This is a genomic window from Faecalibacillus sp. TM498 (assembly GCF_020589955.1).
Lineage (GTDB): Bacteria > Bacillota_I > Bacilli_A > Erysipelotrichales > Coprobacillaceae > Faecalibacillus > Faecalibacillus intestinalis.
Window position 1 is genome coordinate 1 of sequence record NZ_JAJDKB010000059.1, and the last position, 13,110, is coordinate 13,110.

At 28.7% G+C, this 13,110-nt stretch carries 14 protein-coding genes; 5 read left to right on the forward strand and 9 right to left on the reverse strand.

Going from position 1 to position 13,110, the window contains the following annotated elements; genetic code table 11:
* Positions 1 to 60: 60 nt before the first annotated feature.
* The 9 genes from LJD32_RS13030 to LJD32_RS13070 form a co-directional block, all read right to left on the reverse strand.
* Positions 61 to 951, reverse strand: coding sequence for a MurR/RpiR family transcriptional regulator (locus tag LJD32_RS13030; RefSeq protein ID WP_158548315.1), 891 nt, complete (start codon positions 949 to 951; stop codon positions 61 to 63).
* Positions 952 to 1,100: 149 nt separating this feature from the next.
* Positions 1,101 to 1,580 (reverse strand): 23S rRNA (pseudouridine(1915)-N(3))-methyltransferase RlmH, encoded by a 480-nt coding sequence (gene rlmH / locus LJD32_RS13035; protein WP_032090927.1) that lies wholly within the window; start codon positions 1,578 to 1,580, stop codon positions 1,101 to 1,103.
* Positions 1,570 to 2,319 carry an MBL fold metallo-hydrolase gene (locus LJD32_RS13040; RefSeq protein ID WP_175301272.1) on the reverse strand — a complete coding sequence of 250 codons (750 nt, stop codon included), beginning with the start codon at positions 2,317 to 2,319 and terminating at the stop codon, positions 1,570 to 1,572. The genes rlmH and LJD32_RS13040 overlap by 11 nt, the downstream gene beginning before the upstream one ends.
* A 42-nt stretch (positions 2,320 to 2,361) precedes the next feature.
* Positions 2,362 to 2,565 carry a 50S ribosomal protein L31 gene (gene rpmE / locus LJD32_RS13045; protein ID WP_022000826.1) on the reverse strand — a complete coding sequence of 68 codons (204 nt, stop codon included), beginning with the start codon at positions 2,563 to 2,565 and terminating at the stop codon, positions 2,362 to 2,364.
* A gap of 101 nt (positions 2,566 to 2,666) precedes the next feature.
* On the reverse strand, positions 2,667 to 3,932 hold the full coding sequence (locus LJD32_RS13050; RefSeq protein WP_022000827.1) for a UDP-N-acetylglucosamine 1-carboxyvinyltransferase: 1,266 nt from the start codon (positions 3,930 to 3,932) through the stop codon (positions 2,667 to 2,669).
* 120 nt (positions 3,933 to 4,052) lie between these two features.
* A complete protein-coding gene (gene fba, locus LJD32_RS13055; RefSeq protein ID WP_032090929.1) occupies positions 4,053 to 4,919 on the reverse strand; it encodes a class II fructose-1,6-bisphosphate aldolase in 867 nt (288 codons plus the stop codon).
* A 79-nt stretch (positions 4,920 to 4,998) separates the two neighbouring features.
* A complete protein-coding gene (locus LJD32_RS13060; RefSeq protein WP_227392601.1) occupies positions 4,999 to 6,168 on the reverse strand; it encodes a MalY/PatB family protein in 1,170 nt (389 codons plus the stop codon).
* A 10-nt stretch (positions 6,169 to 6,178) separates the two neighbouring features.
* Positions 6,179 to 6,916: a TrmH family RNA methyltransferase gene (locus LJD32_RS13065; protein ID WP_022000830.1), complete on the reverse strand. Its 738-nt coding sequence runs from the start codon at positions 6,914 to 6,916 to the stop codon at positions 6,179 to 6,181.
* Complete coding sequence (locus LJD32_RS13070; RefSeq protein WP_022000831.1) at positions 6,906 to 7,172, reverse strand: hypothetical protein; 267 nt, start codon at positions 7,170 to 7,172, stop codon at positions 6,906 to 6,908. Before LJD32_RS13070 ends, LJD32_RS13065 begins: the two co-directional genes overlap by 11 nt.
* Positions 7,173 to 7,270: 98 nt before the next feature.
* Here LJD32_RS13070 and LJD32_RS13075 point away from each other — a divergent pair, with 98 nt between their 5' ends.
* The 5 genes from LJD32_RS13075 (at position 7,271) to LJD32_RS13095 (ending at position 12,787) form a co-directional block, all read left to right on the forward strand.
* A complete protein-coding gene (locus LJD32_RS13075; protein ID WP_022000832.1) occupies positions 7,271 to 8,080 on the forward strand; it encodes a methyltransferase domain-containing protein in 810 nt (269 codons plus the stop codon).
* Positions 8,067 to 8,957 carry an RluA family pseudouridine synthase gene (locus LJD32_RS13080; RefSeq protein WP_227392602.1) on the forward strand — a complete coding sequence of 297 codons (891 nt, stop codon included), beginning with the start codon at positions 8,067 to 8,069 and terminating at the stop codon, positions 8,955 to 8,957. The genes LJD32_RS13075 and LJD32_RS13080 overlap by 14 nt, the downstream gene beginning before the upstream one ends.
* A gap of 196 nt (positions 8,958 to 9,153) precedes the next feature.
* Positions 9,154 to 10,467 carry a PTS sugar transporter subunit IIC gene (locus tag LJD32_RS13085; RefSeq protein WP_147580701.1) on the forward strand — a complete coding sequence of 438 codons (1,314 nt, stop codon included), beginning with the start codon at positions 9,154 to 9,156 and terminating at the stop codon, positions 10,465 to 10,467.
* Positions 10,467 to 11,948: a glycoside hydrolase family 1 protein gene (locus tag LJD32_RS13090; protein ID WP_117864583.1), complete on the forward strand. Its 1,482-nt coding sequence runs from the start codon at positions 10,467 to 10,469 to the stop codon at positions 11,946 to 11,948. Before LJD32_RS13085 ends, LJD32_RS13090 begins: the two co-directional genes overlap by 1 nt.
* An 80-nt stretch (positions 11,949 to 12,028) precedes the next feature.
* Complete coding sequence (locus tag LJD32_RS13095) at positions 12,029 to 12,787, forward strand: MurR/RpiR family transcriptional regulator (RefSeq protein WP_227392603.1); 759 nt, start codon at positions 12,029 to 12,031, stop codon at positions 12,785 to 12,787.
* The last annotated feature ends 323 nt before the right edge of the window (positions 12,788 to 13,110 follow it).

Here is a 13,110-nt window from a genome sequence, read left to right on the forward strand (position 1 = left end):
CCCTAAAGTTGTCCCCTAAATAATTTGGCTTTCCCCCTAAATTATTTGGTTACCCGTTCCCTATTTGATTAAATCATTGCTTGTATCTCTTATAAGTGACGATGTAAAATTTTCATATTCATCAGCAATCTTAATTTTTTTCTTTTTATTTTCTTTATAATTTAAGCTAAAATACATACTATACAATAAATCTAACAAATAAAGTGTTGATAAATTCATAGAAAAAGTTCCCAAATTGTTTCTAATTTTTTCTCTTGTAGAAACATGTAGAACACAACGTGATAAAGAAGATAAAGTATTCGTTCCAAATGATGTAATAGTAATAAAATCGATATTTCTTTCATTTAATTTATTCGCCATTCTTATACAATTTTGTGTTTCACCTGTATAGCTAATTAAAAGAAAACAGGCATCTCCTTTATTTAAATAACAAGCCTCATAATATGGTTCATCGATACTTTGATATACATTTACATGTTTTCCTATTCTAGCCATTTTATCTCTAAAAGTTAAAGCAAGATCATTTTGCGATCCAGAAGAAATAATATAAATATTTTTATTGTTTTTTAATAAATTCAATGATTTTCTTAACATATCATGATCCAATAGTGAATGTGTGTCATCAATTATTTCATGATACAATGAACACATTTTATTTGATATTGTTTGTATGTTATCTTCTGTCATAAAAGGTATACTGGGGTTTATATCTGAAAAATTCGAATTTAAATAGTGAAGTTCTTCGACATACATTTCTTTAAATTCTTCAAATCCAGTAAATCCTAATTTTTGACAAAGTCGTATTATTGATGATGGCGAACAATACAATCTCTTTGATATTTCACGTGTTGATTGTCTTGCAATTTCTTCCTTTTGATTCAAAAAATACTTTACTATTTCTTTTTCTGCATACGTAAAATCAAAAGACTTTAACTTATCACTTATTAACATTTTTAACCTCATCCCTTTTCAATTCTATAAAGATTATACCTACAACATAAATTATTTTTAACCATAAAAGCTCATCTAATTCACTATGAATCCACTGAGCTTTATTCATTATATTCTTACCTTCAATAAGTATTTGTAAAAAACCTAGGCTACTTATGGTACGTTTGATTGTTCATAATTTTGAATGCTCGATAGACTTGTTCAACTAAGATTAGCTTCATTAATTGATGTGGAAAAGTCATTTTAGAGAAACATAAACGATAATTTGCTCTTTGTAATAAAGATTTTCCTAAACCTAAAGAACCACCAATGACAAAAGTAATCGTACTCTTTCCTCTAATCATACATTCTTCAATATGTTTTGAAAAAGCCACACTATCAATTTCTTTTCCATGTAGATCTAAAACGATAACATATTCATCATCTTTAATTTTAGCAACAATTTTATCTGCTTCTTTATCTTTGATGATATTTTCTACATTTTCACTTGCATTATCAGGAATTGGTTCATCTGGTACTTCGACCATTTCCACTTTACAGTAAGCATTCAATCTTTTGACATATTCATTGATTCCATTAACAAGATATTTTTCTTTAAGCTTACCAATTGTTAAGATCCTAATTTTCATAATGTCCTCCAGAAACAATTTCTTTTTGATCTGCAATCTTTATATTATCAAAATAAATATGTTCTTCATCAAAAACTCTTTGATATGTATCTAATGCCATTTCCTTTGTATTCGCTTCTTGTGATAAATGGGCCAAACAAATTTCTTTTGTATTTTCACCAATCACCTGCGCCATAACATGTGCACTATATTCATTATTAAGATGGCCCTTATCTCCAAAAATACGATTTTTTAAGAATAAAGGTCTTCTTGTATTCATCAACATTTCAATATCATGATTACTTTCAAAAATATAGTAATCTAAATTTTTTATATATTCCATATTCTTTTGTGAAACATAACCTGTATCTGTCATATAGAGAATTGTTTCATCTTTTCCTTTGATTACAAATCCTAAGGGTGATGTTGCATCGTGAGATAAAGGTAATGGTGTAATTATATAATGATCTAATTGTATATTTTGATAATTTTCTAATTCATGACTTTCATCTATACCAGGGATGCATCCTTTTCCACAATAAACAATACTTTGATCAAAGATATCAATATTTTTATTATGGTCAATATGATCATGGGTTAATAAAACATGGCAAATGTCATTTTCATTAAATCCTAATTGATTAAGTTTTGTATAAAGTTGTCTTTTACTAATTCCACAATCAATTAAAAGTCCGTTTCCTTGATCATAAATGAAAATACTGTTTCCTTTAGAACCACTTGCTAAGACATGATATTCCATTTTTTCCTCCAAAACAAAAATGAGTACCAAGTACTCATTTTCTTATTTAAGTCCGTATTTTTTGTTGAATTTTTCAACACGTCCATCAGCACTAGCAAATCTTTGTTTTCCAGTATAGAATGGATGACAGTTAGAACAAGTATCAACACGTACTTCATCTAATACTGAACCACTTTCAAATTCTGCTCCACATGATGTACAAACTACTTTTACTTTTTTGTAATTTGGATGAATTCCTTTTTTCATTTTTAATTTCTCCTTCCGCCTTGTAGATTTCTCACTACAAAGTAAGTTGCTATGATATATTAACATTAAATTATGTCGTTTTCAAGCCCTTTTTTATAATTTTAATCATCAACTTTGATTCTTCTAATAACAGCACCTAAAGTAATTAATTTTTGATCAATATTCGCATATCCTCTATCTATATGATATACATTGCTGATTTCTGTAATTCCATCAGCGATTAACCCTGCTATTAACAATGCTGCTCCACATCTTAAATCTGTTGCTTCTACTTTTGCTCCTTTTAATGGTGTTTTTCCATTTATATAACACATTGATTCATCTAATTCTATATTTGCGCCCATCTTATTAAGTTGTTCACAATGTCTAAATCTCTCTGGATAAATTGTTTCTATTACTTGTGATTGTCCGTTTGCTTGTGTAAGCAGTGCTGTTAATGGCTGTTGTAGATCTGTCGCAAAACCTGGATATACCTGTGTTCTGACATCGACTGCATTAAAGTTCTTGTTATCACCATAAACAATAATACTATCTCCAACATTTTCCATCTTCACTCCCATTTCTTTCAATTTTGAAATAAGTGATTCCAAATGTTGTGGAATGATATTTTGAATAATAACTCTTTCTCCTGCAGCTGCTGCCATAATTAAGAATGTCCCTGCTTCAATACGATCTGGAATGATTTCATGAGTACATCCTTTTAGGTGTTCTACTCCTTCAATCGTAATCGTATCAGTACCAGCACCTCTAATTTTAGCTCCCATTTTTGTAAGTAAGTTTACTACATCAATGATTTCTGGTTCTTTTGCTGCATTTTCAATAACTGTTTTACCTTCAGCTTTTACTGCCGCTAATAAGATATTGATTGTTGCTCCTACTGAAGCAAAATCTAAATATATTTTTGCACCTACTAAACGATCTGCTGTAATTACATGCGCACCATCAACAAATTCTACTTTGGCACCCAATGCTTCAAATCCTTTAATATGTAGATCTATTGGACGTGGTCCTAAAAAGCATCCTCCTGGTGCTTTCATCACAACTTTTTTACATTTTCCAAGTAATGCTCCCATTAAATAATATGATGCTCTTAATTTATCCACAGCATCAGATACTAATGGAACATTTTCCATACGAGAGGGATCAACAATTAAACTATCATGACTTCTTAATACTGTACAATTAAGTTCTTCTAATAAAACTGCTAAAGCGTCCACATCACTGATTTCTGGTACACCATAAATCGTCACAGGACTATCCGCTAAAATAATTGCTGGAATAAGTGCTACAGTGGCATTTTTTGCACCCGAGATTTCTACTGTACCATTTAATTTATGTCCGCCTTCAATCGCAATAATTTCACTCATGACTTTACCCCTTTTCTTCTATCTATATTCCCTAATACTATATTATAAATTCATTAAAAAAACAACTTAATAAAGAGATTTCACATAAACAAAAAAAAGCCCGAAGGCTTTTTTAATTGATTAAGCTTTACCGATGCAACCGAATACTTCCATTCTATCTTTAACACATTGTTTAATAGCTTCTGCACCTGGTGCTAATAATTTACGAGGATCATATCCTTTTCCTTCTAAATCTTTTCCAGCTTCAATGTATTTACGTGTAGCTTCTTGGAAATATAATTGACATTCAGTGTTTACATTTACTTTAGATACTCCTAAAGTGATTGCTTTTTTGATCATTTCATCAGGAATTCCTGAACCACCATGTAATACTAATGGTAATTTTCCAGTTTCAGCTTGGATTGCATCTAATGCATCAAAGTCTAAACCTTCCCAGTTTGCTGGGTATTTACCATGGATATTTCCGATACCTGCAGCTAAGAAATCTACTCCTAAGTCTGCGATTGATTTACATTCTTTTGGATCTGCTACTTCACCTTTACCGATGACACCATCTTCTTCTCCACCGATTGATCCAACTTCTGCTTCTACTGAAACACCTTTTGAATGACATAATTCAACGATTTCTTTTGTTTTTTCGATGTTTTCTTCGATTCCATAATGAGAACCATCAAACATGATTGAAGAGAAACCTGCATCTAAAGCAGCTTTAGCTCCTTCGTATGAACCATGATCTAAGTGTAAAGCTACTGGTACAGTGATATTTAATGCTTCTACCATTGCTTTAACCATTGCTGCAACTGTTGTATATCCAGTCATATATTTAGCAGCACCTTCTGAAACACCTAAGATTACTGGTGCTTTTAATTCTTCTGCAGTTAATAATACTGATTTAGTCCATTCTAAGTTGTTGATATTGAATTGACCTACTGCATAATGTCCTTCTTTAGCTTTCTTTAACATTTCTGTTGCTGATACTAATCCCATAACAAATCTCCTTTTCTTTTTTTCGGTTATATAATACTATCTTTTATATAGAATTTCCATAGTTTTTATCATAAAAACCTTATTTTCCAAAAGCTTTTAATAATCTTTGACAAGCATCTTCTAAAACACTTCTTGGAATTGCAAGATTAAATCTTTCAAAACCTTCTCCACCTGTTCCAAAGATATATCCTTCATCTAACCATAAACCGGCTTTTTCTAACATTGTCTTTTCAAGTTCATCTTTATCTAAACCACATTCTCTAAAATCAACCCAACATAAATAAAGTCCTTCAGGTTTTACTAAATGAATATGAGGTAAGTTTTCTTTTAAGAATTCATCAAAATAAGTAAAGTTGTCATAAACATATTCCAACATTTCATCTACCCATAATTCACATTCATTATAGGCAGTCATACAAGCAATAATACCTAAAAAGTTTGGTTCATTAACCCCATAACGATTCATTGTTTCTTGATAAGCTTTTCTTAATTTTTCATCTGCAATAATAATATTTGATGTTTGTAACCCTGCTAAATTAAATGTTTTTGATGGTGCAGTTAAAATAACAGAGAATTCTTTATAACTTTCATCTACATTATAGAAAGGAATATGTACGTGCTCTCCATAAACAAAATCTTCATGAATTTCATCAACAATAACTAAAACATGATGTTTCTTACAAATTTCACCAATTTGTTTTAATTCATCTTCTTTCCATACTTTTCCAATTGGGTTATATGGATTACATAAAATAAACATTTTAACATCATTTTCTACGATTGCTTTTTCAAAAGCATCATAATCCATTTCATAAGAACCATCTTTATAAACCATTTCATTTTCAATGATTTTACGATGATTTAATTCAATTGAAAAATCAAATGGATAATATATAGGTTTATTAATAATGATGGCATCATTTTCCTTTGTATAAGCATTTACACATAATTTAATAGCTGTTACCACACCTGGTGTTGGGATGATCCATTCTTTATCGACATGAAAATCATGTCTTCTTTTCATCCAAGAAATAACCGCATCAAAATACTCATCTGGCGCAAATGAATACCCATAAACGCCTTGTTTAATTCTTTTAACTAATGCATTTTCAATTTCCTTTGGTGATTTAAAATCCATATCTGCAACCCACATAGGTAACACATCTTTAGGTTTATTATTAGCTTCAATGGTATCCCATTTAGCACAATTTGTACCTTTTCTATCTACAACTTCATCAAAATCAAACATACTTTCCCTCCTATAATACTTCTTTATCTTTAAATTCATCTTTTGAAAAATGCATCAACGTCATTCCTAAAGCCATGGAAAGATTCAATGAATCTATATGATGACTATGAGGAATAAAAATAGATTTCCCATAATCTAGATATTCATCAGGTAAACCACTACTTTCATTACCAAAAACAAGTGAATGATAACCTTCTTTGGATTCAACCTTATGAATATTGGTTGCTCCTTTTAACATCAATGTATAAATATCATGACTTGGAAATCTTTTTAAATAATCTTCAAAACTATCAAAATACTCAATATTCAAATGAAACATTGCTCCCATCGAAGCTCTTAAAACACGAGGATCAAAAACATCGACACCTGGTCGAATTATTGCTAGATTATAATAATTGAATCCTAACATCGTTCTCATAATTGTCCCCATATTTCCCATATCTCCAGGATTAACTAAAACAACATGATTTCCTTCTTGTAAAGTCATTTCATATTTTTTAATGATTGCTATCGCAAAACAATTATCTTTTTTTGATAATTTTTGAATTGTATTATCACTTTCAATCAATTCAATATGTTTTTCTCTACAAATTTCATCAATAATAGGAATTCCTTTATTCTTATAAGAATTACTTTTTATATATACTCTTAAAACAAGATCAGGACGATTCTTTAATAACTCAATCGTTTCAAAAACTCCTAAAGTATAGGTATAATCAAAATCCTTCTTATATGCTTTAATCTTCATCTAATAAACCTTCTACTCTCTTTGTTTCTTCTTCTACACTTTCTTTTAAAGAAAGAAAATGTTTTTCTTCAAAATTAGCTCCTTGATGAATTAAATCAATCAATTCATCATACTTACGACAAGCCAATTTCAATTGTGAATATTTGATGGTCACATCTAATTCATTTCCGGCATCAGCTGTAATTTTATTTACTTCATGATATACTTCTTTAAACTTAGCATCTAAGTCTACTTTTTGTTTCTTTCTAAAAAACATCAAGCATTCCTCCCTTGCCCTTAATAGTATCACAAATTCATCATAAATTCAGTTAATTTTTAGATTGTCTTTTGTTATAATACATTCGAGGTGATACTATGAAATTATTAGCTTGTCCAAAATGTCATCAACAACTTCATTTAGAAAACAAAACACTTAAATGTGAAAACAATCATTGTTATGACATTTCTAAAAGAGGATATATCAATTTATTATTAAATCCTGATAAAGCTACCAATAATCCAGGAGATAGTAAAGAATCTCTTGTGGCGAGAAAAGCATATTTAAATAAAGGTTATTATGATCCTATCTTAAATCAAGTGATTACGTGTATTGATGAATTCAAACATCAAGATGATTTAAGTATTTTAGATTTAGGATGTGGAGAAGGATATTATACTCAAGGTTTAAAGAAACATTTTGAAAACAGTGATATCTATGGTTTAGATATTTCCAAGATTGCTATTGATATGGCGACACGTTATCGTAAAGATGTTACTTGGCTTGTAGGAAATTCTAAAAATATTCCTATCTTAGATCATAGTTTAGATTTTATCTGTGCTTTATTTACAGTAGTAAATCAAGATGAGTTAAAAAGAGCATTAAAAGAAGATGGTTATATTGTTCATGTTACTGCTAATAATCAACATTTAATTGAAATTAAAGAATTGATTTATGATGAAATCAAAGTAAAGAGTGATAAGTATATTCGTTTAGATTTTAATCAAGTGAAAAGTTATGACTTTAAAGAAAAAGTTCATATTTCTAATCGTGAAGATGCTTTAAATCTTTTAATGATGACACCACACTATTATCATATTAAAAAAGAAAAACGTGGCGTTTTAGATACTTTACAAGGTTTAGATATCACAATTGATATCAAAGTAACAGTGTATGCATTATCATAAAGAAAAGAATCATTTAGTAATAGAAATTGATGAAAGAATTCAAGGAATGACACTTCTTGAATTCTTTCATTATCTGCATCTTTCTAAAAAAACAATTCACTTACTTCGTCAAAATAAAGACTATACTTTAAATAATACTTATGTTGATTATCAAACCATTTTAAAAGATAAAGATATTCTTTCAATGAAAGCCTATGAACAAGGCAGAGACTTTGTTGAACAAGAAAGTTCCTTAGAAATCATCTATGAAGATGATTTGCTTTGTGTCGTCAATAAACCAAGTAACCTCATTATTCATCCTGATGATAAAAGTAAAAAAAATACTCTTTGTAATTATGTGAGTTATTATTACCAACAAAGCTATCAAGATTTACCGATTCGTTATCTTCATCGTTTAGATAGAGATACAACCGGTCTTGTGATGTTTTGTAAATGTGCACTTTTACAACCTTACTTTGATGCTTTAATTGCTTCTAAAGAAATCAAGAAAACCTATCTTGCTATCATTCAAGGACATTTACCTAAAAGAGAAATAACTATTGATTTACCTATCGGTCAAGACCGTCATAGTAAAAATAAAATGTGTATTTCTAAAACAGGTAAAGATGCTTTAACACATTTTAAAGAAATTAAAACAAAAGGAAATTATACACTTGTAAAATGTCAAATTGAAACTGGTCGAAAACATCAAATAAGAGTTCATTTGAATCATTTACATCATCCTATTATAGGAGATACTCTTTATGGAAAAACTTCTTCTATGATTAAAAGAATGGCTTTACATGCTTATTGTTTAGAGTTTATTCATCCATTAACTTATCAAACAATAAAAATTGAATGTTTACTTCCTTTTGATATGGAAAAGATAATAAGATAACTTGAATATTCGTTGCATTAAAAAAGTTTCCTATTATGGAAACTTTTTTGAATTTACAAGTATTCCTATATATACTTTAAGCATAAAGAGATACTTTTACACTTTTATTTATTTTATGTGTATTATCATGATTTCATCTCTTTTAATGATAATATTCATCTAATAAATAAAAAATAATAGAAAGATGGTGATAACTATGAAAAAATTAAATGACTTTTTTGAAAAGCACTTTATTCCTTTTGCAGTTAAACTTAATAATATAAAAGGATTAATTGCAATTAGAGATGCATTTATACAAATTTTTCCTTTAACATTTGTTGGATCAATAGCAGTATGCATAAATTGTGTAGTCTTTAATTCAACAGGATTTATTGGACAATTATTAATTTCTGTCATTCCAGAATTAGATAAATATCAAGATATTTTATCTCCTATTCAAAATGGAACAATTAATATTATGGCTATTTTCATTGTATTTTTGATAGCAAAAAACATGGCTCGACAACATCATGAAGATGAAACAAAAACTGGTCTAATTGCCCTTGCTGTATTTTTTACTTTATATCCTCCTAAAACAGATAATATGCTAACAGATTCCTATCTAGGAGCAAATGGATTATTTGTAGCAATTTTTATTGGTCTACTAGTTGGGTATTTATTTAGCAAATTATCTAAAAATAAAAAATTACATATTAAAATGCCAGCTCAAGTACCCCCAGAAGTTGCAAATTCGTTTAGAGTAGTTATTCCTTCCTCAATTATTATTTTTATGTTTGCAATAGTTGCTTACATTATTCATTTTTTTGAACCAGAAGGAATTAATACACTATTATATAATATATTAAAATCTCCTATTCAATTGATAGGTACCTCTCCAATAACACCATTGATTTTAATACTTATTGCTATGATTCTTTGGTCAGTTGGTATTCATGGAACATTTACCGTTCAACCTATTCATGTTGCATTATATTCTGCATTAAATGTTGCTAATTTGCAATATGCTGCTCAAGCAGGAACAGTTGCCGGCTCACCTTATCCAATCACATGGTTTACACTATTTGAAAACTATGGCTGCATTGGTGGAACAGGAAACACCTTAGCTTTAATTGTTGCTATATTAATCTTGTCAAAAAAAAGCAACTGGAAAAGAGACGATTATACTAAGACGGCCAAGTTATCTCTAATTCCCGGATTATTTTGTATAAATGAACCAATTATCTTTGGAATGCCAATTGTTTTAAATCCAATACTAATAGTTCCTTTTATTTTGTCGCCCCTTATTTCTATGGGAATTGGTGCTCTATTAATATCATCTGGTATCGTTTTGCCCGGAACATTAGACGTTGGATGGACAACACCTCAACCAATCAAAGCATTCTTATCCGCGGGTGGCTCATTAGGAACCGCACTTTCCGTTATTATTGTATTTATAATTTGTGTACTAATCTATCTTCCTTTTGTCAATATGGCTAACAAACAAACGCTAGAAAAGGAGGAAAATAAATAATGAGTACATTCCCAAAAAATTTTTTATGGGGTGGGGCAACTGCCGCCAATCAATTAGAAGGCGGTTATAATTTAGATGGCAAAGGGCTAAGTACAGCTGATATGGTAAAATTTGTACCAAAAAATATTAGTAAAGGCAAAAATACAGAAGTTGTTTCCTACCAAACCGTTAATGAAATATTGCATGGCTTACACAAAAATGAATATTATCCTAAACGTGAAGGTTCTCATTTTTATGAGCATTATAAAGAAGATATTGCTTTAATGGCCGAGATGGGATTTAAATGTTTTAGAATGTCGATTAGTTGGCCTAGAATTTATCCTACTGGTGAAGAAAAAGTACCGAATGAAGAAGGATTAAAATTTTATGACAATGTGTTTAATGAATTATTGAAATATAACATCGAACCCTTAGTAACACTATCACATTACGAAACCCCTTTAAATTTAGCATTAAAATATAATGGTTGGCAAAGCAGAGAATTAATAGATTTATTTATAAAATATGCTAAAACGTGTTTAACAAGGTACAAAGATAAAGTAAAGTATTGGATTGCGTTCAATGAAATAAATATGTCATTAAACGTTCCCTATTCTGGTGCTGCAATATTCATTGAAAAAACATGCAATCCAAATAGTGCAACTTTTCAAGCGTTACATCATCAATTTGTTGCAAGTGCCTTAGTTAAAAAAATTTCAAAAAAAATAAATCCAAACTTCAAAATTGGATCTATGGTAGGTATGTCATTATTTTATCCATATACAAATTCTCCAAAAGATGTCTTATTGACACAAAATGCAAATAGAATCAATTATTTTTTCTTTGATGTATTATCAAAAGGAATATACCCTTCTTATGCAAAAAAATATTTTAGAAAAAATAAGATCAATATTAAAATAGAATATGATGATTTAGAAATAATAAATAAAAATACAGTTGATTTCAATTCATTTAGTTACTACTACAGTAATTGTACCGGTGAAAAAATTAATAAAAAGGATAAAATTCTTGCCTTCCTTCCTGAACAAAAAAGATATGATGAATTTCATCCTGAAAAAATAAGAAACAATTCATTAGAAATTACAGATTGGGGATTTCAGATTGATCCTATTGGACTTAGAATAGCAATCAATGAAATTTGGGATAGATATCGTAAACCAATTTTTATTACAGAAAATGGTCTTGGTACATATGATATCCTTACATCAGATAAAAAAATACACGATGATTATAGAATAAAGTACTTAAAGGAACATATTGACCAAATCGGTAAATGTATTGACGAAGGTATACCCGTTATTGGATACACCTCATGGGGATGTATTGATATTGTTAGTGCTGGAACTTCTGAAAGAAGTAAACGTTACGGTTATATATATGTAGATGCAGACGATTATGGTCAGGGAACATGGAAAAGATATAAAAAAGATTCTTTTTACTGGTACAAAAAAGTAATTGAAAGTAATGGTAACGTGTTATAGTAATTATAAAAATCTCATTGTATTTAATGACAATGAGATTTTTTTGAGTATAATTTATCTAAAACGGAGAAATAGTTATTATGCTTGTAGATAAAATCAATGAATTTTTAAACAAATATGCCCCTACTTCATCGATGTATGTATTTTGTGCATATATTAAATCTAATATCCATATCATTAATCATTTAACGATTGAAGATGTCGCTAAAAAATGCTATACATCAAAAGGGCAAATATCAAAATGTGTAAAAAATTTGGGATACAATTCATATTTAGAGTTTAGAGATGCATGCTTAGATTATAGTAAACAAATAAATGAAAAAACTACAATATTTTCTAAAGAAAATGACTTGCCACATAATATCAAGTTATTTTCAACCAATATTATAAAAATGATAGACTACATATCTACCAATTTAAATAATTCTCTTCTAAATAAATTAGTTAATGATATCTTACAAAGTAATGTTATATATCTTTATGCTCAAGGTGACAATAGGATTGTTTGCAATTATATACAAACAAAGTTCAGTTCTTTATTTATCCCAGTTGTTATTTGTGATATTGATTTTGAAAACACTTATTTTTCTCAAGGAAAGTTATTAATTGTTATATCTACTAATGGCACAATCTTTAGGCTTGATAAAAAGCTTATATCAAAAATTAAAAAACTTAATATCAAAACTTGGTTAATTACTTGTAATGATGATATTTCTATAAACTTCTTCGATGAAAAGCTTATTGTTCCTTCATTAGAAAATAAATATAATGAATATTCTATTAAATATATAATTGATATTATTCTTGCCTCTGTACATTTAATGAGAGGAAAATATTAATTCTTTTAACTCTCAAAAAAATGAACAACATACGTCTATTTGACAGCTACGGTATTAAAATTATGTATATATGTCATTTAACCAGTTAAATATTTTTCCTTTTATCTAATTTTTATATCTTATCAATTCATATAATATAAGATTTTAAAGTATACAAAAAGGCTATTACGATAATACATTTTGTAATAGCACTTTTTAACATCAATTTATTATTTAATCCTTTACTTAATAAAAAATTGATAATCACATTCTTTGTTAATCAAAGTATGTAATTTTTAAATCTTTAAAGAAAGCTTCTGTTCCAATATCTACAAAGAAACCAA

Coding starts and splice junctions, on each gene's coding strand:
- LJD32_RS13030 (WP_158548315.1), bottom strand. CDS start 951: ATGTTAATAAGTGATAAGTTAAAGTCTTTTGATTTTACGTATGCAGAA.
- rlmH (WP_032090927.1), bottom strand. CDS start 1,580: ATGAAAATTAGGATCTTAACAATTGGTAAGCTTAAAGAAAAATATCTT.
- LJD32_RS13040 (WP_175301272.1), bottom strand. CDS start 2,319: ATGGAATATCATGTCTTAGCAAGTGGTTCTAAAGGAAACAGTATTTTC.
- rpmE (WP_022000826.1), bottom strand. CDS start 2,565: ATGAAAAAAGGAATTCATCCAAATTACAAAAAAGTAAAAGTAGTTTGT.
- LJD32_RS13050 (WP_022000827.1), bottom strand. CDS start 3,932: ATGAGTGAAATTATTGCGATTGAAGGCGGACATAAATTAAATGGTACA.
- fba (WP_032090929.1), bottom strand. CDS start 4,919: ATGGGATTAGTATCAGCAACAGAAATGTTAAAGAAAGCTAAAGAAGGA.
- LJD32_RS13060 (WP_227392601.1), bottom strand. CDS start 6,168: ATGTTTGATTTTGATGAAGTTGTAGATAGAAAAGGTACAAATTGTGCT.
- LJD32_RS13065 (WP_022000830.1), bottom strand. CDS start 6,916: ATGAAGATTAAAGCATATAAGAAGGATTTTGATTATACCTATACTTTA.
- LJD32_RS13070 (WP_022000831.1), bottom strand. CDS start 7,172: ATGTTTTTTAGAAAGAAACAAAAAGTAGACTTAGATGCTAAGTTTAAA.
- LJD32_RS13075 (WP_022000832.1), top strand. CDS start 7,271: ATGAAATTATTAGCTTGTCCAAAATGTCATCAACAACTTCATTTAGAA.
- LJD32_RS13080 (WP_227392602.1), top strand. CDS start 8,067: ATGCATTATCATAAAGAAAAGAATCATTTAGTAATAGAAATTGATGAA.
- LJD32_RS13085 (WP_147580701.1), top strand. CDS start 9,154: ATGAAAAAATTAAATGACTTTTTTGAAAAGCACTTTATTCCTTTTGCA.
- LJD32_RS13090 (WP_117864583.1), top strand. CDS start 10,467: ATGAGTACATTCCCAAAAAATTTTTTATGGGGTGGGGCAACTGCCGCC.
- LJD32_RS13095 (WP_227392603.1), top strand. CDS start 12,029: ATGCTTGTAGATAAAATCAATGAATTTTTAAACAAATATGCCCCTACT.